This window comes from Halomarina salina, from assembly GCF_023074835.1.
GTDB lineage: Archaea > Halobacteriota > Halobacteria > Halobacteriales > Haloarculaceae > Halomarina > Halomarina salina.
In genome coordinates this window covers 1,793,119-1,813,926 of the sequence record NZ_JALLGW010000001.1, presented here as the reverse complement: position 1 = coordinate 1,813,926, position 20,808 = coordinate 1,793,119, and the positions used below count along the sequence as shown (strand labels likewise).

Annotated in this window: 21 protein-coding genes; 13 read left to right on the top strand and 8 right to left on the bottom strand. The window is 58.9% G+C overall.

What is annotated here, in order from left to right; translation table 11 throughout:
* Positions 1 to 48: 48 nt before the first annotated feature.
* Positions 49 to 1,710, top strand: a complete 1,662-nt coding sequence (locus tag MX571_RS09135; RefSeq protein ID WP_247415693.1) for an FAD-binding oxidoreductase — start codon at positions 49 to 51, stop codon at positions 1,708 to 1,710.
* 107 nt (positions 1,711 to 1,817) lie between these two features.
* The gene (locus MX571_RS09130) at positions 1,818 to 2,663 is read left to right on the top strand and encodes a DUF726 domain-containing protein (protein WP_247415690.1); all 846 of its coding nucleotides are present in this window, start codon (positions 1,818 to 1,820) and stop codon (positions 2,661 to 2,663) included.
* Between the two features lie 69 nt (positions 2,664 to 2,732).
* Here MX571_RS09130 and MX571_RS09125 read toward each other — a convergent pair whose 3' ends face one another.
* Entirely contained in the window at positions 2,733 to 3,032 is a 300-nt protein-coding gene (locus MX571_RS09125) for a hypothetical protein (RefSeq protein ID WP_247415689.1), read from the bottom strand.
* Positions 3,033 to 3,110: 78 nt separating this feature from the next.
* The gene (locus tag MX571_RS09120) at positions 3,111 to 3,248 is read right to left on the bottom strand and encodes a hypothetical protein (protein ID WP_247415687.1); all 138 of its coding nucleotides are present in this window, start codon (positions 3,246 to 3,248) and stop codon (positions 3,111 to 3,113) included.
* A 284-nt stretch (positions 3,249 to 3,532) separates the two neighbouring features.
* On the opposite strand from MX571_RS09120, the gene MX571_RS09115 reads away from it, so the two are divergent.
* Positions 3,533 to 3,715 carry a hypothetical protein gene (locus tag MX571_RS09115; RefSeq protein WP_247415684.1) on the top strand — a complete coding sequence of 61 codons (183 nt, stop codon included), beginning with the start codon at positions 3,533 to 3,535 and terminating at the stop codon, positions 3,713 to 3,715.
* 3 nt (positions 3,716 to 3,718) lie between these two features.
* On the opposite strand, the gene MX571_RS09110 is transcribed toward MX571_RS09115, so the two are convergent.
* The gene (locus MX571_RS09110; RefSeq protein WP_247415681.1) at positions 3,719 to 4,438 is read right to left on the bottom strand and encodes a helix-turn-helix domain-containing protein; all 720 of its coding nucleotides are present in this window, start codon (positions 4,436 to 4,438) and stop codon (positions 3,719 to 3,721) included.
* A gap of 297 nt (positions 4,439 to 4,735) precedes the next feature.
* On the bottom strand, positions 4,736 to 5,068 hold the full coding sequence (locus MX571_RS22685) for a HalOD1 output domain-containing protein (RefSeq protein ID WP_368409005.1): 333 nt from the start codon (positions 5,066 to 5,068) through the stop codon (positions 4,736 to 4,738).
* Positions 5,069 to 5,317: 249 nt separating this feature from the next.
* Between MX571_RS22685 and MX571_RS09105 the strand changes: the two genes are divergently transcribed.
* Positions 5,318 to 5,596 carry a hypothetical protein gene (locus MX571_RS09105; protein ID WP_247415678.1) on the top strand — a complete coding sequence of 93 codons (279 nt, stop codon included), beginning with the start codon at positions 5,318 to 5,320 and terminating at the stop codon, positions 5,594 to 5,596.
* 891 nt (positions 5,597 to 6,487) lie between these two features.
* Positions 6,488 to 8,719, top strand: coding sequence for an AAA family ATPase (locus MX571_RS09100; protein WP_247415676.1), 2,232 nt, complete (start codon positions 6,488 to 6,490; stop codon positions 8,717 to 8,719).
* On the opposite strand, the gene MX571_RS09095 is transcribed toward MX571_RS09100, so the two are convergent.
* Positions 8,720 to 9,130, bottom strand: a complete 411-nt coding sequence (locus MX571_RS09095) for a hypothetical protein (protein ID WP_247415674.1) — start codon at positions 9,128 to 9,130, stop codon at positions 8,720 to 8,722.
* Between the two features lie 717 nt (positions 9,131 to 9,847).
* On the opposite strand from MX571_RS09095, the gene MX571_RS09090 reads away from it, so the two are divergent.
* Together MX571_RS09090 and MX571_RS09085 are read left to right on the top strand one after the other, a co-directional pair.
* Positions 9,848 to 10,414 (top strand): hypothetical protein, encoded by a 567-nt coding sequence (locus tag MX571_RS09090; RefSeq protein ID WP_247415672.1) that lies wholly within the window; start codon positions 9,848 to 9,850, stop codon positions 10,412 to 10,414.
* 306 nt (positions 10,415 to 10,720) lie between these two features.
* Positions 10,721 to 11,413: a helix-turn-helix domain-containing protein gene (locus MX571_RS09085; RefSeq protein ID WP_247415670.1), complete on the top strand. Its 693-nt coding sequence runs from the start codon at positions 10,721 to 10,723 to the stop codon at positions 11,411 to 11,413.
* Between the two features lie 789 nt (positions 11,414 to 12,202).
* Here the strand turns inward: MX571_RS09085 and MX571_RS09080 are convergent.
* The gene (locus tag MX571_RS09080) at positions 12,203 to 12,565 is read right to left on the bottom strand and encodes a hypothetical protein (RefSeq protein ID WP_247415669.1); all 363 of its coding nucleotides are present in this window, start codon (positions 12,563 to 12,565) and stop codon (positions 12,203 to 12,205) included.
* 257 nt (positions 12,566 to 12,822) lie between these two features.
* Here MX571_RS09080 and MX571_RS09075 point away from each other — a divergent pair, with 257 nt between their 5' ends.
* Genes MX571_RS09075 through MX571_RS09060 form a run of 4 tightly spaced genes read left to right on the top strand, consistent with a single transcriptional unit; the run spans position 12,823 to position 18,322 of the window.
* Entirely contained in the window at positions 12,823 to 13,260 is a 438-nt protein-coding gene (locus tag MX571_RS09075; RefSeq protein WP_247415667.1) for a DUF8023 family protein, read from the top strand.
* A gap of 3 nt (positions 13,261 to 13,263) precedes the next feature.
* Positions 13,264 to 15,402, top strand: a complete 2,139-nt coding sequence (locus MX571_RS09070) for an Env/VP5 family phage fusion protein (RefSeq protein WP_247415665.1) — start codon at positions 13,264 to 13,266, stop codon at positions 15,400 to 15,402.
* A gap of 57 nt (positions 15,403 to 15,459) precedes the next feature.
* Positions 15,460 to 17,226, top strand: coding sequence for a DUF8063 family protein (locus MX571_RS09065; RefSeq protein ID WP_247415663.1), 1,767 nt, complete (start codon positions 15,460 to 15,462; stop codon positions 17,224 to 17,226).
* Positions 17,186 to 18,322 carry a hypothetical protein gene (locus MX571_RS09060; protein ID WP_247415660.1) on the top strand — a complete coding sequence of 379 codons (1,137 nt, stop codon included), beginning with the start codon at positions 17,186 to 17,188 and terminating at the stop codon, positions 18,320 to 18,322. Before MX571_RS09065 ends, MX571_RS09060 begins: the two co-directional genes overlap by 41 nt.
* A gap of 106 nt (positions 18,323 to 18,428) precedes the next feature.
* Here the strand turns inward: MX571_RS09060 and MX571_RS09055 are convergent, their stop codons facing one another.
* Both MX571_RS09055 and MX571_RS09050 read right to left on the bottom strand, forming a co-directional pair.
* Positions 18,429 to 19,235, bottom strand: coding sequence for an AlbA family DNA-binding domain-containing protein (locus tag MX571_RS09055; protein ID WP_247415657.1), 807 nt, complete (start codon positions 19,233 to 19,235; stop codon positions 18,429 to 18,431).
* A gap of 249 nt (positions 19,236 to 19,484) precedes the next feature.
* Positions 19,485 to 19,772 carry a hypothetical protein gene (locus MX571_RS09050; protein WP_247415654.1) on the bottom strand — a complete coding sequence of 96 codons (288 nt, stop codon included), beginning with the start codon at positions 19,770 to 19,772 and terminating at the stop codon, positions 19,485 to 19,487.
* Between the two features lie 302 nt (positions 19,773 to 20,074).
* Here MX571_RS09050 and MX571_RS09045 point away from each other — a divergent pair, with 302 nt between their 5' ends.
* Positions 20,075 to 20,434, top strand: coding sequence for a hypothetical protein (locus MX571_RS09045; RefSeq protein WP_247415652.1), 360 nt, complete (start codon positions 20,075 to 20,077; stop codon positions 20,432 to 20,434).
* A complete protein-coding gene (locus MX571_RS09040) occupies positions 20,427 to 20,771 on the top strand; it encodes a hypothetical protein (protein ID WP_247415650.1) in 345 nt (114 codons plus the stop codon). Before MX571_RS09045 ends, MX571_RS09040 begins: the two co-directional genes overlap by 8 nt.
* The last annotated feature ends 37 nt before the right edge of the window (positions 20,772 to 20,808 follow it).

The following is a 20,808-nucleotide window of genomic DNA, read 5'->3' as shown; positions in this document are numbered from 1 at the left end:
GGCGAGCCCGCCCCACAGCGTTTTGTCGGCGGCACTGCACCTGAGGCCATGTCAACGGGTGACGACCTGAGTCGCTGGGGATGGGGCTACGCCGACCGGGAGCCGAGCGAGGCGGACCGCCGCGAACTGAAGTCCCGCGTCGAGACGATGCTCGGGTTCCCCGAGCGACCGCTGCTGGAGTTGCCCGACGACGGGGCTCCGACCGTCCCGGAGTCGAGGGTCGAACCGCCGTTCCACTTCTGCACCACCGACCCGGAGGTGCGCGCCCGCCACACCTACGGCAAGGGCTACCCGGACCTCGTGCGCGGGTTCTACGGCGAGTACGGTCCCGCACCGGACGCCGTCGCCCGACCGGAGCGCGAGTCCGACATCCCCGACCTGCTGCTGTGGGCGAGCGACGAGCGAGTCGCCATCGTCCCCTACGGCGGCGGGACGAGCGTCGTCGGTGGCGTCGAGTGTCGGGGTGCAGGGTACAGCGGCGTCGTCTCGCTCGACACCCGCGAACTGGACGAAGTACTCGAGGTCGACCACACCTCGCGGGCCGCCCGCGTCCAGGCTGGGGCGACTGGGCCGGGGCTGAACGCTCAACTCGCCGAGGAGGGGCTGCAACTGCGCCACTACCCCCAGTCCTACGAGTTCTCGACGTTCGGCGGGTGGGTCGCCACCCGCGCGGGCGGACACTTCGCGACGCGCTACACGCACATCGACGACTTCGTGGAGTCGGTCCGCGCCGTCACGCCCGCCGGGGTGCTCGAAACCAGACGGCTACCCGCCTCGGGTGCGGGACCGGACCCCAACAGATTCCTGCTCGGCAGCGAGGGTGCGTTCGGCGTGATAACCGAGGGCTGGGTCCGCGTCCAGCCACGGCCCCGCCACCGCTCGCGGGCGACCGTTCGCTTCGACGACTTCTGGGACGGCGTCGAAGCGACCCGCGAACTCGTGCAGGCGCGGTTCTCGCCCGCGAACTGCCGCCTGCTCGGCCCGCGCGAGGCGATGCTGAACGAACTCGCCGCAGACGGGTCGTCGCTCCTCCTGCTGGGGTTCGAGTCGCTCGACGGTCCGACCGTCGAGACGATGGAGCGTGCCCTGGCCGTCTGTGCCGACCACGGCGGCGAGTGGGACGACCCGACCCACGAGGGGCCGGACGCGGGCGGAGCGGAGGCGAACGGACCGGAAGGAGGCGGGAGAGAGGAGGCCCAGACGAGCGGCGAATCGGCGGGCGACGACGACCGCACTGGCACCGAGGGCGAGTGGCGCAACTCGTTCTTCGAGGCCCCCTACCGGTTCAACACGCTGGTCAGCATCGGCGTCCTCGTCGATACGTTCGAGACGGCCGTGACGTGGGACCGCTTCCCCGACCTCCACGAGGCGGTTCGGGAGCGCGTGGGGACGGCGATGCGCGAGGAGTGCGGCGCGGGCTTCCTCTCCTGTCGGTTCACGCACGTCTACCCCGACGGCCCGGCACCGTACTACACGCTGCTCGCTCCGGCCGACCCCGGCGACGAGGTGGAGCAGTGGCGCGCCATCAAGCAGGCCGCCTCGGACACGCTCGACGAGTTCGACGCGACCACGACCCACCACCACGCCGTCGGGCGGGTCCACCGCGACCACTACCACCGCGAGATCCCCGACGGCTACCTCGACGCCCTGCGTTCGATGAAGCGAACGCTCGACCCCGAGGGAATCATGAACCCCGGCGCGTTGCTCTGACCAGCAGTCGGTAGCTGTGTCGGGTGCTATCTGAAACGATGGTGTCCCAGTTCCGATTGTAACGAACGTTGGAAACACTTATCGTATCGTCGCCTGTGGGTGAGCTAATGTCTGGCAACGGGCTATCACGACGGCGGTTCCTGACGGTGACTGGGGCGGTGGCTGTCGGCGCGGTGGGCGTCAGCGGGTCGGCGGCGGCCATCGGCGGTGACGGCGGGAAGTCCGCGCCGAGCGGCTTCCCGCGGGTGACGACCCGCGACCACTTCGATATCACCTGGTACGGCGAAGTCCAGTTGACCGACGGGCACACGCCGACGGACTACGAGACGGCGGGCGACTTCTCCGGTACATACGGCCAGGACGAACTACTCGTGTTCGCCCACGGCTGGCTCAACGACGACCAGAGCGGCCTCGACACGTGCTACACGGGCGTGACGAACCTCGGCATCGAGGGGTACGACCACCCCGGCGTCGGGTTCAGCTACGACGCCGACACGGGCGTCACGCAGTGGTGGAACGCGACGGAGATCGCCGAGCGCAACGGGCGGAAACTCGCGGCGTACACCCGCGACGTCCGCCAGCAGTACCCGAATACGGACGTCCGGTTCGTCGCACACTCGCTCGGTGCGCGAGTCGTGCTGGAGGCCGTGAAGACGCTCGACGCGTGGGGACTGGGCGACGCTCTCGCCTCGGTCAGCCTGCTCGGCGGCGCGGCCGACAACGACAGCGTGTCGACCGGCGGCGAGTACGGCTCCGCCATCGGGCGCTCGGTCGGGTCGTTCTCGAACTTCTGGAAGGACGGCGACGACGTGCTGAACTACCTCTACTCGACGGCCGAGTTCGACTCCGCCGTCGGCGAGGAGGGCTGTGAGGGCACGCCGCCCGCGAACTACGAGGACGTGAACGTCGACTTCGTCCCCGACCACTTCTCGTACAAGCGAGCAGCAGCATAACAAAAAATAACAACACCACCGGCTGCCAGACGATTCAGATGCCCTCACACAGCCACGACCAAAAGCAGCTTAACCAGATTCGTGAATCCACGTTTCGTCGATGCGATGTATGACGCCAGCAATCGTACCTGGGTCGTTGCAACGGCGCAGAATCGGCATCTCCGATTCCACAGGGGGATGGTAATCACCGGGCTGCTCTTCGATGACGTACACATCCCCACCCTCGTCGCTGACGAACGTATCGCCAGATAACTCCCCCTTGAAAATGCGCGTCTTCGCATCAGGGTCATCCGATGTGTCGACCTCCACCCAGCCGTCTTTCAGGTCCTCTATATCGTTGTGGATGACCATATGACGGACCAGCACCATGATTTCGACTCGTTTGCCCATCGTCTCGAAATACGGACCGTGGCCTACTAAGTCAAATTCTCAACAAGATGAACGTCGTCAGAACCCGACGAGAGGGAGGCCTAGGATGACGATTGAGACGATGAAAGCAGTGTAGACGAGCGCGAACACGCCGAATGCGACGATGACGAGAGACGCCCGGGCGTGGTCACGCGCTCGGTCAGCGACAGTCTCCATGCATCTGTTCACGAGTGCTGCTGTCAAAGATTTGGCGTACATCGCGAATTGAACGCACACCAGAGATAGAGACCGATGTCGCGCAGTGCATGCCTTGCCGGTAATGATTGACCTAGAGCGTGAGTGTATCGAGGGGTACCACTCCCCAGTGGAGTGGACATGCCCTCGCAGGCCATGGTCGTATTCGAGTGTCCCTCGTGAAGACGACTGCAGGCAGCTGAGAGCGACTGCTCAGAATGGTCTCGTCGGTAGGCGAGAGAACGTTGGCGTGGACTCAGAACCATATGGACTCACCACACTCACCCCCGACCGTCACGACCGAAGCAGAGCTAATCGAACAGTTCACCGCACTCATCGACTCGGCGCACGAACACGACGTCGATGTCGAAGGCGCATGGGTCTGTCACGAGACAGAAGCCCGGATGGATTACGAGATGTTGGTCACGGCAGTCAGGCCAGCCGTCTAAGCGTCAGTTCGCGCTCTGTCCCGACCCTTCACTCGGGTCAGGTGCGTCGCTTTCCTGTGCAGTCTGACCGGTCGGTTCGGCGGTCGTCATGATGGTATGTTGCCCGAGCACCTCGACCGCTCGCCGGAGGCGTTCGGAGGCAGCCTGATGGGAGATGTCCTGCTCCTCGGCGATGCAATCGAGGTTCGTCGCGCGGGGCACCTCGTAGTACCCCTGCTCGATAGCGTGCGCGAGCATCTCGCGTTGTTTCTCGGTCAGTCCATAACTGCCAGAGGGGTTGTCGTCGTCGGCTTCCTCGTACTTCCGTTCGAGTCGAAAGTCGAGGTCGTGGTCCGTACAGGTGTCGTGGAAGTGCGTGAGCGCGTCGTTGTCGGGGAACGCGACCTGATACCACCAGCCCTCCTGGGTCGCGATGCACTGCTGGACGATGCCTCCCACTTCCACTATCGACGGGTAGACTGCTTGAGCGATGCCCTCGCCGGTCTGCTCGACGTGGTATAATCGCCGGTCGCTGAACTTCGTGAGCGTCTTCGGTCCGGTCACCGTCGGGTCGTCGTACATCGCCTGCTCGAACGCGTCGTAGTCGTCTGACTCCGCCCAGAACAGAATGAGTCGCTCGTCGTTGGCCGTCGAATCGGTTTGCTGCCAGATAACTCGCGTTGATGGTGCCGCTCGCAATGTCTGGAGGAGTGTCGGCTGCTGAATCGTGAACTCAACAATCATCGTTTCCCCCTCTCATTGCCTGCCTGCATGATTGGTACATCAAGGTGATATTAGCCACTGTTATTAGGTGTTCCGAAGGTCAGCACCGCGTGAATGAGGGGATTGTAGCGTTCAAGACGAGAAGAGACGCCCGGACGTGGTCACGCGCTCGGTCAGCGACAGTCTCCATGGTGGGTGTACGGGCGCTGCTATCAAATGTGTGAGGTCACGAATTGAACGCACACCAGAGACTGACGAGTGTCTGCGTCCGAATCGTCTCAGCCAGAGGCACTGCCTTCGGGAGATGTATCGAGTTTCTTATTCTGCAGTACCCGACAGTGGGGTGAGTGCGATATACCCACCTGCAGTAATCTGCACGGCACACTCCGCGTAGGTGAATTCGATAGCCCATTGTCCGGGACGCTCTGTTCCGTCGGGATGAGTATCAAAAAGCGCGTCCAGCGCGTCCGGGTCCATCGTCTCATAGAACACTGGACAGTCCCTCCAGGGTGTATCTGTGAGGGCAGCGACTCCAGCAATGACTGTTTGGCTAATCGAGTCTGTTTCTGGGTCAAATCCAATGAGATACCGATTATCGCTACAATCCTCCTCACTATAATTCGCTCCAGAACGTCGTGTAGTTCGTGTCATTAAGTACTGGAATACACGAAGACTCGTTGGACGCACTGCCACCCCCGAACCGCGATAACCGTCATTGAGGGTTCGTCTGTAAATGGTCGATTCGTGTTCCCTACTGGCTCGCAGGATTGGGTGGTAATTAATGTACCCCAGATATTCCTTTTACTTAATAATAGATGATTGCCATCCGAGCCACCGCGAATCAGCTTGAAACAAACCGACCACCCCAACCCCTTTGCCCAGACATTTCAGTAGCCATGTATGTCCACAAGCACACTGTTGGACGACGACGGAACAGTAACCGACCACGCGGACACCATCCCCCACGACGACGTGGCGATGTGGTTCGGCGATGACGGCCTCAAACGAATCGACGAGGAGACGTTCGCGGACGACGAGTACGTACTCGTGTGCGACGACGGCGAGTGGATGGCCTTGGGTCGGCGCAAGGGCAGCATCGACCCCGCACCCTGGACCATCATCGACGTCGGTGGCGAGGACCACTCCCGCAACGTGTTCGCACGGACGGTGGGACGATGACCGGCTACGCGTTCTGCCGAGCGTGCGACGAGATGACGTGGCACAGCGCAGACGAGTGCGACGAATGCGGCGAACTCGTCTAAACGGACGGTACAGCTTTTTCTGACGATGGTGCTGAATAGCCCCCCAAGTAGCCCCCCATCGCCCTAAGACGATGGTTACAGCCCTCATAACAACCACATACAGGAGATTAGGTAGCCCCCCGGAGGGGGGCGGGGGGCTAGAGCGAGAGCGCACACCACTCTAACAATCACCTCTTCTATTTCTACACAATAGGGAGTATATTATTTTATATGAACAGGTTTTTAGAGAGTATAGAATACGTATGTATGGTAGCGTAGTGTGGTAGTGAGTGGCAGTGGGTGGAATCGGCTAGTGAATGAAATCGTAAGAGGAAATTATTGGAATGTAAAACGTATTGTTGTAGAGAGGTGCGTACTCTCTCTAAGGCCCACCGCCCCCCCTGGGGGGCTACTGAAGTGCTGTTCGTCGTAGGATGGGGCGTCCTCGTTGACGTTTCGGGGGGGTAAGGGGGCTATCGCCGAGAGAGGATATTCGCCCGTAACCTCGGCAGTCATGATATATGTTATTTTGTAACACTAAAGACATACGTACAACTATTGATTGTATTTGTTGGGGAAGACCGAAAAGGCGAAGTGAATTGGTAGGGTCCGACTTCGCCGACGGATTATATTGTATTTCCAAGGGGTAAAGAGCTTTTGACTGTCAGTGTCTAGTGATTTCTTCTGCCGTTTGTTATACTATATAAACTCAACCCAATATGGCACTCCATAATCATTAACTTGCACCCTCATATAAAACTACGTTTAAAGAGACAGTCCGTATTGCCGACAGACCTTTACCACCCACCCGATTTATAACGGGTAACCCATGGTAGGGTTCGACGAGACCGACGCGGGCGGTAGCCCGCACGACAGTACAGCTGCACAAGAGACAGAGGACCGCATCGTCCAACTCATGAGCCAGTCGCCCGATGGCGAAACGTACGAAGACCTGGTGGAGTGGTGCAAATCCTTCGACACGGAGACAGAGCCACCATTCGTTGATTTCCCAGACGGGATTAATTACTCGGCGGGAAAGAGCACTGCAGGTCGTCTGGGTCTTAACGGAAATGGCCGGGGCAATCTGTATTCGCGGGTTGCGTGGGCTCTCTACCACCACCGGTACGGCACGGAATCCATCGACCTGCCAGCTCTGGCGGATGATGATGACCTTGCCCCCCTCATCGTGGAACTCGCGCAGTCGCCAGCATGTTCGTTCGCGCATTTGAAGTCAACCTTGTCGGACATGGCGCACATCGATGATTCCGTCGACACCGAGCGTTTCCTTCCAGTGAACGGAATCCCTCGACCGACACACACCATCGAGGGCCTTCGCGCGTCCGATGTCGACACGATGGTGGTCATCGAGGCGACAGTGACACACCGCACATCGACGCGGACCCGCATCTATCAAGCACACGGAAAATGCTCCGACTGTCAATATGACGGCCACGTCATCCAGCCATGGTTCACTGATGAGTTGGAGACTGAGCAGTGTGATTATAGTCAGTGTGAGCGTGAGCTCACGTTCGACCCGCAGGACGCTGGACACCGGACACACGAGGTGCAAGACTTGGTCGTCCAAGACCTGCACCGGCACGTCGACGTTGCAGAGCCTGCTGACTGCCGAGTCATCCTCTCCGATTCCCTCGTCGATAGCGTCGAATCTGGCGACGAGGTCCGTATCGCAGCGGCTGTGATGCGCGACACATCACACGGGGCGAAGACCGCGGACTTCGTCCTCCGTGCGGTAGGAGTCGAACATGCCGACGTCGATTATTCGTCGTTGGACGTCTCGGAGGAGCAACGCGAACACGCAGAGGGCATCGTCAGTCAAGAGGACTACTACTCGACGGCGGCAGCATCGATTGACCCCACGCTTGAGGCAGTTGATGACCACGCGTCTGGCGACCAGATTGCAATGGGTCGCCGCGCAGTACTGTATCAACTCGCTGGCGCGTACACGTCCGAATCTGGTAGAGGGACAATCCACGTCGCGATGGTCGGTGACCCAGGGACGGGAAAGTCGTCTATCGCCGAGTTCGCCTCCGAAGTGGCACCGAAATCCATCAATGTCGACACGGAGACGGTGACTCCTGTCGGCCTGACGGCAGGGGTCGTTAAAGACGACCGCGTCGCAGCCGAGTACACTGTCTCTGGGGGCGCACTGGTCCGCGCCAACGGTGGCCTGTGTTTCATCGACGAGCTCGACAAAGGTGGAAAAGCGCTTCACAACTCCCTGCACTCTGCGCTATCGTCAGGAAAGGTAGAGCTGTCGAAGGCGAACATCCGTGCGACCCTCCGCGCTGAGACTGACGTGCTCGTCACAGCGAACCCGGATGGGCAGCGATTCTCGCCACACGAACCCATCACGGACCAGATTGGCATCGAGGACGCCCTGTTCTCGCGATTCGACCTGGTCGTTCCGTTCTTCGACCGTCCAAACGAGGAGGCAGACGCAGCAGCGATGAATAAACTGGTCAAAGAAGCGCAGCGAGCAGAAGGGGAAGACGTCGACGATAACACCATCCCCGTCTCTGACCTGCGCCTGATTCTGTCCATCGCCCGTTCGATTGAACCTTCGTTGACGGTGGATGCAGCGAAGCACATGCAGGCGGAGTTTCAGCGCCTCAGGGGTCAGTCGTCCGCGAACAGAATCTCAGTCACTGTTCGTCAAGGCGAGGCACTGCGCCGGTTGGCAATCGCGTCGGCCCGACTGCGACTATCCGACGAGGTCGAAATCGAAGATGCTGAACGGGCAGTGACACTGCTCGAATCGTCGCTGCAGATGGTTGCGAGCGACCAGCACGGCAATCTGGATGCAGACGCACTTTCTGCTGGTCCGACTGCGTCCCAGCGTGAGGACTGTGAATCAGTCATCGAGGCGCTCTCGGAGCTGCAGTCAGAGTCTGGTGGTAACATCGTTGAAGGCCGTATTATCGAGGTAATGCAGGACGAACACGAGTTCCCGCCGACCCGCACGCGTATGGCTCTGAAGCGTCTCCAGAAGGATAACTCAGTCTGGCGGAACCAGCACGGGTACGGCGTCTCTGGACAGTAATTAGTCCCAGCAGTCCGGACAGGGCGTAGCGCCTAACTCTTCCGCACGCCCCTCTCGCGTGAGCACTGCAGGTCCGGGCAGTGTTTCAATCGGGTGATGGTCGGCGTCCCCGTGTCCCAGGGGGTGGTGAAACACAGGGTGCTCGACGGGTGAATCGTCATTCCATGTGTGCCAGTCCATCCAGATGAGGTCGTCCGGGCGGCCGTCTTCCAGGGGCAATGTGGGCGGGTCGTTCAACCGCGCGAGGTGTGGCTCTGGCCGCCTCTTCACGTTGAAGTAAGGCGTACCCTCTGCGAACTCCTCCATCTGGTCCCACCACTCTTCGTCCTTCGACGCCAGCTCCGCGAGCCAGTCGAGCATCTCCTGGTCTGCGGCGTCCCGGGGCGATGGCGGCGACGGTGGCTCGACCATACCCCTTCGTACGGATGCCCGGAGTATCAATGCAGGAGGCTCCTCGCAACACTCGCCGCATGGTGAGGCTTGACATGTCGTTGCTGTGTGGTCCCTGGTGACGGCACCATTGACGGCCATTGGCCGTCTGTCATGGGTGTGCCGTCTCTCCCATTCCATTCCGACCCCCCCCTTCGACCCACCAAACACCAATAGGGGGGCGTATCCGTGACAGTTCAATGTCACATGTTCGACATTGTGGAAGCGACCCGGAATGCATAGACACTTCTCACGCGTCGAGAGAGCAACGATTCGATTCGTCGGGTGTCAACACCCACGAAGCCGACACTCACTCGTCTGATGGCGTGCGAGACGTGCCGTGGTCCTCGACAGCAGGGCTACGCGTGCACGGGATTCGGCACGGTCACTATTGGCCCTGGGTCGGGGGCGAGTTGACTCGCGAGCCGATATCGACGCCTACGCCCGTGTTCCCGTCTGACCCACAGTCGTCGGTCCACTCGGATTGGTTCCTGCGTGGGGTCAGCGCTAACTCCTGGGGTGGTGGCCGATGAACCTTATCGAAGCTCGCGAGCGTGTTTCGGGTCGAACGAAGACCTGCCCGTGCGGGAACCGTGCGTTCGGCCCCACACTCGTCGGGAGTGATGGTGACCGGTACACGTTCTACCTGTACTGCACCGAGGCAGACTGTTCGGGCGCTATCACTGAGGTGACTGAGCGATGAGCGCTTCTGAAGAGACAGGGGTCTGGTTCACCCCCCTCGACGAAGACCTGATTGACGAAGCCAGCGAGACGCGCGAACAGGCGTGTGAATCGGCACTGGTCAGCGCGTCGCGGTCATCGTCGACAAAGGCACAGCACGCGACCACGGGACGCATCGCTGAACTCGTCTACGCACGCTATCTCGAAGAACGCGGAATCCCCTTCGAAGAAGTGCAGATGAACCACGGTTCGGATGTCATCCAGGGCACGGGAGCGAAGGTCGAAATCAAGGGACGGAATCTCGACGATTACGCGTTCGAAGACTGGGCTGTCGGACGGAAAAGAGACCTTCTACCGCGGTTGCGGAACGGCGTTGAGTCGGACATCTTCGTCCAAATAAACTTCTCCATCGAAGGGGGCTGGGCACAGGTCGAGGGCATGGCCCATCGCGGGATGGTCGATGACGCAATGTGGCTGCGCTCTCCCGAGGACTGCGAGGGTGGAAAGCACGGGGATGACACGCCGACTAAGGTCATCGACGTGGATGACCTGCTCGGCGTACCTCTGCCAGGTGATGAGCGATGAATGTCGAGTTCAAAACGGCACGAGAAATCCGCGCGGAAGCCCAGCAGTGTGATGGTCTGGACTGCTCAGCGAGGTGGATGCACCAGGTGGATGACCACACGCAGCTGTGCCCATCCTGTTATCGGTGGTTCGAGAACGAGACGGGGCCCAGAATCCGCCGTATGCTCTGAACCGGACTGTTGCAGACATCAAGCTATGTTGTAGACTTCAAACTACGTGTGTCACAATTTGAATCTCTAATAGAGATTCGTCGTCCTCTGCCAAGTCGCCACCAAACCTTTGCGGTTGTCTGGAACTCAAATATCCATGACAATCGACAAGACCGCACGTCGAATCCTGGCGGTGCTCGGGGAGCACGGGGAGTTGAGTGGCCCGACCATCGCCAGTCGCCTGGTCATCGGCTCAGGTAGCGTCTCTCACGCGATGCGTGAGCATCTGCTCTCCCGTGGGCTCGTCGAGGTCGTCCGTACGGAGGAGAACCCGGGCTCCGCAGCTGACACTCACCATTATCGGTTGACAGGGTCTGGTGAGGGGTGGCTGGCGGAGCATACGGACGAGGTCAGCATCGACTCGTTGGACGACCTGCAGGACGGCGTCGCAGAGGCTATCGAGGCAGCCGAGAGCGCCAAAGAGTCCGTACAGGGCTATCGCACGAAAGTGAATAGGGTGAACGCGCGCTCGAAGGAGAACAAGGCGCGCATCGACGACATCGACGACGATTATGTGCCGATGACGGAGCTGCTGAGGTCGCAGTCTATCGCCGTTGACCACGCGGACGATGTCGCTGATGACGTTCACGCGCGAATCGACAAGACACAGGAGGACACGCGGGAGGCGCTTCAGCGCCTCGTCCCCGTCATACAGAATCGCATCGACCAGAGTGCATCGGGGCAGGCTGAGCGCATCGATGGACTCACTGCACGTATCGACGAACTGGAGGAAACGGTCGCGGACCAGCAGGAGCGCATCAACGAACTGGAATCCCGTCGCTTCTTCTGACAATCAAGGGTTAGATTCATCCGTTTGTCACGCATCCGTGTTATCGTCGGGTTGTCAGACCCGGCTGTCAGAGTCTCCCAGTTAGTTCGTCCCCGGGGGACTCACAACCATCAAATACCGTTCTGCAGTGCCTCACCCCGACACAAATACAGGCGTTTTCTTGTTAGAGTCAGCCGCCGCGACGTGGGCATTGGCTGCTCTTGCTATTAGTCTGCTTTAGCTACTTCTTCATGCTCTCTGAAGGTGCTATTCCCACATTCGCAGCCCCCATCATGAGTTGGGACGATGAAATCCCTGTCTTTCTTCTGGGCAGTGTACACTCGTTCGCAGTTTGTGCAGGTCACGATGGTTCGGTTCATTGGTGTCCCCATGTCTCGCTGTTGAGACGTGGTCCTGTTACTGCGTACCACGATATAATATCATTGAGTAGTTATTGTCAATAAGGATATAAAAGTGTCATTTCCGATGCCGAGAGATGGTGGTGGCAATGAGAGGACAGTTACAAGTACGTGTCAGGATATGTTCCTCATGCCGGTTCTCACACCGGTTGTCAGAGGCTCCCTTTCCGTTCGTCCCCTGAGAAATTTCTTCCACAGTTAACGACTACAGGAGTGTATGGAATTCAAGGCTCGTCGCTGTTTCTGAAGCGAAACATTCGTCTGTCTGGCATCCTGGTTGTCGATGGCTCCCACACCATTTCCAGTTGGCATCATGGGGTCTTCGACCCCCTTTATATGCGAATCAGTTCTGCAGCGCCTCACGCTGACGAAAAACCAGGGGTTTTCGCGTTCAGAAGTCGTCGTAGCGATATCTGATAGCCACGTATCCGTCGCGCTGTGGCGGCCGTCGTGTGATGCATGTCAGGTCGTGGTGGACGTAGTCCGTCTGTACGTCGTCGACCGGGATGACGTGGCTGTCCCAGGTGACGACGATGATTCGACTGCCGTCAGGGGTCTCACTCTGTAGGTCTTCGGAGACCTCGACGACAGCGTCTTCGCCGTAGTCTCGTGTGATGTCGTCGTGGATGCGGTCGGTTGTCTGGTTGGACTCTGTGTTTCGCTTGATGCCGACTCGGATGTCGTCGTTGTCGATGCGGTGGTCGTCTGGGCTGTCCCCTATGCTGCTGCTGACATCTGGTTCTCTGCTTGACATTGCAGTTGGTTGACTCGCCAGGGGGTGCAAAGGGGTTGTGTCGGGGGCACTGGTCGAGGTTACAGAAGACCAATAGGGGGCGTTCTGACACGATGATGTGGGGCGTGCAATATCGTCCTGTCCAATCCGACTGTGCAAACGGTTCGGTTGTCGAACATGTGCTTGCGGGCGTCCCCCTGTGGACGTCCACTCGTTCTCTCAGGGTAGCCCCACACGGGGCAACCCCTTTACTCGCGCTTTTTAGCTCGCAGTGTGCAATGTCGATTGTAAGCAAAACAGCAGATTTCGTCGGCGTCGATGTCGGCGAATTCGACGAAGTAGAACAGGGACTGATGGTTGCCTTCTTGTTCGGGAGCATCGCGACTCTCGGCATCGGTAACCTCGATTTGTACGGCTACGCACTGAGCGAACAGCTCTTCACTGTATTCGGTGGAGGCTATTCGATTGGTCACGTGTTGGGAATCGGTGCACTGGGTGGACTGGCTGCTCGTGAATCGTTCACTAGCCGTGAAGACTACCGGATGCTCACCACGTTCGAGCAGCTCGCGTTGGTCGCCACTGCGTCTATTCTGGTCGCGGGGCCACATATCCCGCAGCTGATGGACGCGGTCACGCAGACTGACATCCACCGCACGGCAGCGCTGGCCCTGCAGTCCGCAGGATTCTACGCGATTGGAAAGAGCACGGGTGAATAATCTATGAGAGGCAGCAACGCACTTCGAACGGCGTCAGCATTCGTCCTGGCGTTCATGCTGGTCACATCCACGCTCGCTGGCGTGGTAATGGTCCAGCCCGCGGCCTCCCCGGTGCAGCCCGCCCGTGCGGACATCGGCGCAGAGGGGTGTGTCGACGACGCCACTATCGGGCTCGTCACTGGGACTGTGACGACGTTGTATTCGAACGTCCGTGACCCGTGCTGGCAGAACGGTAACGAGGTCGTCGACGCGGATTCGGCTGGCGAGGCTCGCCTCGCGGCGGCCGTCGAGCTGTTGGAGGACGAGCGCCACGAGCGTATCACGTTCAATCAGTTCGCGAAGTTCAACGACCAGCTCTCTAGCCCCGCGTACCTCGACGGTAAGACCCACTTCGTGTCGAGCATGCGCAACGGCTCTTCGGAGGTCGAGGCCATCACGGACGCGCGGTCGGCGGTGCGTGACCGGGTGTCGGCTCAACAGATTGGACTCGTCCAGGAGTGGAACGCGATGAGTTCTTCCATTGGTCGGACGGCGTGGGAGGCTGAGGATGCTGGTGTCGGCGACGTCATCAAGGCTGGTGTCATCCAGTCCGACGGTACTATCGAAGAGTACCAGCTCACCAACGTCGCCAACAAGTCTGCGGCACAGGTTCAGGTTCAGCTCGCGAACGGTTCGACTCGCACTGTCAATGCGCTCTATCAGACGGACGGGAACGGCACGATTACGGCGACTGCCTCCCCGTTCGAGCAGGACGTCTTCGTGGCCGTGAACCACCCCGAGCAGGGCTGGAAGATGATTGTCAACGAAGGGGATGCGACTCGGTTCGAAGAGCTCTACCACAGCAACAGTCCGGCGTCAGGTTCGGTCGTCTACACGAACGAGTCTGCGCCGACTAACATGACGTACCGACTCGACGCGTCTGGTACGCAAGAGGATTCGAACGACGTGTATATCGGGAACACGAGCACCCACGAATTCCGTGTCCTGTGGAAGGGAGACAGTCAGATATTCGTCTACGGTGCTGATGGGAGTGGTGTCGAAGGTGGCACCCCTGACATCTCGTGGTCGGACGGGAGTGGGTCCCGTGACATCAAACTCGTCGAATCGAATGGCGAGTTCGATGTTTATTCTGAGGGCGAGCTGAAGGGGACTGTCGAAGCGCCATCATCGTCGACGATGGAGGTTTTCAACAGTGGTGACCTCGACAGTGTCACGGTTGACTACGACACTGGTGAGCTCCACGCCCTCGAAAACTTCCACAATCAGTACAAGCAGGTTCACAATGACCTCATCACCACCAAGGACACGGTGCTGGCTGGTCTCGGTGATGCTGACTCGGGCTACCTCAGCGACGCGTACAACGCTGTCCAGCTCGGGAAGATTAGCTGGTCCGACCTCTACACTCCGGGCGAGAGGCACCAGCTGACGGTCGAGCCCAGTGATGTCGGCGAAGCGCCATGGCAGAGCTTCCAATATGGTTACCTGGGCTTCAGCAGCCAGAACATGTCCTCGGTCAACACGATGGACATGACGTTCACGGCTGGCACGAAGGTGAACAACCAGACACTCGACGCCCCGCAGACGGTCTCGGGGACGGTGTGGATGTCTGGCTCTCCACCGAACCAGGTGTGGGAAACGGGCGAGGACTACAACGTCTCTGTGACGGACTCCTCGACAGAAATCAACACGGCGCTCTATGTGACGGCGACGGTGCCTAAACAGGAGTTCGTCAACGGCTCGGTCACGTACGGTGTCGAGGGTAAGACATTCGAGGTGACGCAGGGTCGTGTCATCGTTGAAGCGATGCGGGACAGCGATGGCGAGAATGTCGGGACGGTCGGCCACACGCCGCGAGACCCGACGTCTGCCAACGTCTCCAAACTCACCGAGACCATCAATGCGCTGCAGCAGCAAATTGAGATTCTCGACGGGAAAATCGACGAGGACAACGACGGAAACACCGTCAACGTCGACCCAGGTGACTGGTTCGACGGCCCCATCATTGATGGCCCGGTCATCCCATCGATGCCATCTGTGCCGAACGTACCCATCTACGTGTGGGCTGGCGCAGGAGTCATCATTGTCTACCTCCTGAAAGGTGGCGGTGGTGCTGCGGTGCGGGCGTACGACCCACGACGCTGACGAACATCCCTTTCGGGGAAACTCCTTTGCAGCTATTTTTGACACTCACTTACAGATATGTCAAGAATCGAGAGAACGGTGCCAGCCATCTTGCTGGTGATGCTGCTCCTGACGTCGACGGTCGGAGTGGCCGTCGCACAGGAGACACCAACGAATAGCACATCGGCGACGACTTCTGACGCGGAAAACCCGGGGGTAAACACCGACACAACCTCGACGCCGAGCGATTCAAGTGAGTGGTCGGTCGAAAGGGTCACATCCATCGCCCAGCAGCCGTTGGATGAGGTGACGGTCGACTCGCAGGCGATGGCCAACTGGTACTACGAACACAAGTCCTCGTTCTCGGCGAATCAGCAGGTGTTCGTCGAGGCGTGGCTCGCGTGGTCGAATAACCCCGACAATCCCCCGTCTGGTCTGCACGAGAACATCGGAAACCCGGAAGAGGGCAACGACGTCATCCAGCGCGGAGGGAGTTCAGAGCGAACGCCTTCCCCGGAGCTACCTGGCCGAGCGAAGTATATCGACGAGACGGTACGTATCACGGACTACCACATCTCGGACCGGAACGACACGGTAATGTTCGACTTCGAATCGACCAAAGACCAGCGTGTCCGGGTCATCGACTTCGGCGCGATGATGAACAATCAGGGGCAGGTCGAGTATCTGGTCGAGGTCGACGAGGGGGCGTCGACGGTGACACTCCCCGCGACCGACTATCAAGGGGGGACGGCGATGTTCATCCAGTCACAGCAGGGGTCAACGTTCATCACAGAAGCCGAACCACCGTTCCTGCAGGACCTCAAGGACTACTACCTCTGGATTGTGCTGTTCGGCGCAGTCACAGCGTGTGCCCTCTACTCAGTTCACTGGTATCTGAAGCGCGAGTCGGTCCTGTCCGACTACCAACCAGTGGAAGACCACATCGTCGGTTCACCATCCAGAGATTCCCTCGTGAAGCGCTTGATTCAGAGTGATGAGGACGTCGACGAGGGTGTCCGAGGAGTGCTCTCACGGTACGTCTCTATCAGAGGGTCTGTCATATTCCTCATACAGGCAGTCACGGCTGTCTACGTCCTCGACGCCCTGGGCGTCATCCAGGTGGCGCTGCCGTCGCTCAGTGATGAAGTGAAGCTGGGGGTCGGGTCTGTCGTAATCGTGTACGCATTCCTCGCGCCGAAGATAATGGGTCCAATCCTCAACGCCCTCTACAACCCTTCACTGGAGTTCGCTGCGGTGCTAAACCCTGGTACGGGTGCGTACGACGTACTCGTGGCGAAGCTCGGGACCCTCTCGCGGGAGTACGACACAGAGGGGACGCCTGCACCTCGCCGGACGCGGTCGACTGGTATCCAGGCGTGGCTGCTTCTCGACATCGACACGGACGAGAACACGGCCGAACACGCGGACGACCTTCGCGTCTCGGACACGTACGACCTCGATACCGAGATACCGTTCGAACTGGTCGACCACCAGGACGTCGGTGTCGACGATATCCTGAGCACCAAGGAGCGTGCGGCATTGGCGTTCTCCTCGATGATGGATACCCTCCGAGAAGCGCGTGCTGTGAAGAACTCGCTGCCTGGTATCAAGATGCAGTCCTATGCGGACGCATCGGACGAGGTCGCCGAGGGTATTGCGCGAGCGACGTCTGGCACGGGCATCGAAGGAACACTCGAACGGGTCGTCCCGGACTACGAGAGCAAGACCGAGCAGATAGAGGAGTCGACTGGCGAGAGTCAGTCCGACCCCGGCTCGACGCCCGATGAAGGGGACGTGCCAGACGATGGTACTGCCGAGGATGAGGGAGGTGAGGACAGTGAGTAATGATGGTCTCGCAGAGAGCTACCTGCGCGAGTGGCTCAATCGCGAGCGCGAGCGCGACGATGGCATCGCCCCGCCCCCATGGGTCGCGGAGATAGACGACCCGGTGGCGCGGAAGGCGATGGCCATGATGGCACAGTCGTTCGACCCTGTCGAGAGCTCTGAACAAGTCTCGTCGTTCGAGGAGACAGAGCTGTTCGAGAGGGCGTACGAATTCTCCGGGGGCGAGTCGTTGTACGACGACGTGCGCAACGGGAACGTCGGTCGGTCGTCCTATCGCAAGGGGCGTGGTGGTTCCGAGTCGATAGACGCGTCCTCGTGGGGTGCTGCAGAGGTCCTGACCGAGAAGCTGTGGCGTCCCAGCGATGACGACCACATGCTTAACCTGATGGTGTACGGTCCAGCACCGAGCATCGCCAAGGGCTCGAACACTGGGAAGGGGAAGACCGACTTCAGCTACACCGCCATCGACGGCGGTATCAGAGCGTACGCAGCCGTAGGGAAGACGCTACAGGCGTGTACGAACAACACGACCGACACGTTCCCCACGGTGAAGACGTGGTCCGAGGCGCTAGAGTGGATGCAGGAGACGGACGGGCCGAAGGTGCTGATGCTGGACGAGGCAGCACAGGGGCTGAAATTCCAAGACATGACCGCGGGAGACGTCCTCAGTCTCGCGATGCGGCTGATGCGCAAATATCAATGTCACTTGATTCTGATAGCGCACACTGGGAAGGACATTCCGAAGGACGTCCGCAGGTCGGTTGTGTTTGCCCGGAAGGACACGAAGACGCGTGTCACGCTCGGGAACAAGCTCGACGAGGACTCTTCAGGAGACATGCAGATTCGGAACGTCGAATACGAACTCCGGAACCTGCCTCCGACGAACCTCGCCTACTCATCGATGGATGACGAGGGTGAGTTCACCTGGGACATCGATGATGACGACTCGGGCGAGACTGAGGGGCTCGGTGAGGAGGACGGGGACTTCCCCGAGTGTGAAGCTATCAACAGCTCGAACAACGAACCGTGCGAGAAGGAAGCGATGTACCCACGTGGAGACCCCACCTACTGCGGAACCCACCGTTCACGCCTCTGAATGGTGCTCTCGGGTGTTCCCAGACATCCGCACGCGTACGCGGGCGCGTAGGGGTGGGGGGGATACACACACACCAATCGGAAAACAGAAAATCTGGTTTGTCTGATTAGATATCAAGTCCAGAAACGCCAAGCCTACGTTCTATCTTAATCTTTTTCTTGTCGATGAGCTCGCGGACATATTCGTCATAGGTCTGGCTAGGGTAGTTCTTGTTTTTCTTGGTGCTGCTAAAACCAACCATGTCCATGATGAAAAAGTTATTCTTAATGACTCTCTTTTTCTTACTAATTTGCCCATAGAGCGTTTTCAACTCCTCCATCTCTTCATGAAGTTCAGCAGTGGACTTCTCTACTCCATTTTCGTCACGGCGATGCAGTATCGACTGGAGTTCATCGTAGTTGGCGTTCTCACTCTTGCTGTTTCTTCGGACATAAATCGCCCCCTCATCAATATGCGTGCTACTCCCGGTTGCAACGAGTGGGCCGGAGGAGTCTGCACCCTCGATAAGTACGACTTGGAAGGTGAATCCAGCAACGTCATCCTCGTATATGCTACTGGAATATGTATATTGCCTGAGCGCATAGAATTCTCGTGCTGCGTCCGGTATGAAATTCTCAACTTTATTCCCAAATTTCGCTTCGTCCCAACTATCTTCGACCCCCACGGGCTCTGGTGTACCGTTGTCATCTTCGTCGACGCCTACAACGATTATCCCACCCCCAGAATTCGAGAAGGCTAGAATATGCTTCGCCAGCTTTGATTTATGCGGCCATTCACGTTTGAACTCCAAGTAATCATACTCCTTGTCTTGGCGGAGTAGTCTCGGGAGATTCTCTTTTGATGGCTCAGAAAAAAACTCTACCAAATCGTCTTTCAGAGATTCCTCAATCTCAAAAGAGTCGTCAGACGACATACAAGCACTGTAATGCCATTCGGACAAACACGTTTCGCATTTGGTGGTTACTCATCTAAGTGGTGATGATGGTGACTGTCGGGCAGCACGCATTTAGGCTAGTTGTTATACCGGGGCAGCTGACCCGTTCTACAGCGTTCCCTGGGCACCCTTTATCTCTTGAGGGGCAGGGACCTCCATAGAATCCCCTATGACCGGTTCAGCCGTCGAAGAAGTGTTGGATGGGGTTTCGTGATGCTGTCTGTGCCGTCACTCGGGCGTTCCGATGTATGCCTTCTCTTCTTCTAGCCAGTCGGTGAGGGTCTCCGGTGAGGTAGCAAGTCTGTCTGCGTCCTCGATAGTGGCGTGGTTCAGGTAGATTATTGCTTGACCTGATGGAACCTCGTCGTCGTCGAACCATATCTCATCCACCTCGCGTGGGCCAGGTTTCGTATTCGCCTCATCCTCTGAATCACTGAGCCTCTCGCGGATGAGGACGACGTCACCCACTTTGACCGATGCACCGGTTCCGAGTTCTAGGGAAGTCAGGTTTCCCACGAGTGTCACTCAAACGCCATCCAACATGAACCTCTGCGTATCGGAGTGAAAGTGAACACAGGCTCCTCCGATGTCAATATCAGCCCGACACAAGCCCTTTACTCCCCGATATGACTCGAATAGCTGGATAAACACATGTTCAGCAAGCTGCAATACTGGTTGAGTTCAGTGGTCGCAGGTACCGTTCACTTGGTAGCGTCTGTCGCGTACCTACCCCCGGGCGAGTGGCTGCTCTCCGCGGTGGCGTTCAAGACAACTGCCCTGGCCCTGTATGCGCTTCTCTCTCGACGAGAGGTGGTTCGATGAGTAACGTCGAGGGTGAGGTAATGCAGGTCGTCGCACCTGAACAGGTCGACGACTACCAGTTCACCCGGTTGATGAGAGGAGCGATGGAGGCAGGTATGTGTGCGGTCGTCATCCAGCGCCAGCATGGTCGCTGCCCTGATTCGGTGACGCGTGTGCTGGAGTTCCTGAACGTCCGCACGCTGACTCGGGAATCGTCGTACGTACTCTTCCCAGAAAGTGAGTGCCCTTCAGAAGGGGATTGGGTGTCGTGTGAGGTAGAACCGGCTGTGTGTCGGGCACGGATTAGTGAGAGGATGCTCGTCCCGGTCGGGACAGGAGTCATCGACTCGACGGACCGAGGTGATGACGATGAGTGAGGACCGTATATCGCGAGTCATGGGTGCGGTAACAGACATCTCTGTCTCATGGCTCATCGTCGTGGTCACCCAGGGGAGCGCGTTCGACATCGCCGAGGTCACCGAGACACTGCTAACGGTCAAGCTGAACGTGTTCGCTCTGCCACTGGCGGCAGGCCCAGTCGAACACAGCGCATGGGTATGGTACGTGATTACCCTCTTGTGGGTGCGGCAGTGGTTGCGCTTCTTCGACGTGTCTCCCCGGTCGTTTGTGTCGCCGATTCAAGAACGGCTTGATGGATTGACCCCTGTGTCGTCGACAACGGGCGTGGCCAACATTGCCCCAGGTGACGACTGATTGGGCTGTCCGATACTACACCCATTCTCGGACAGAT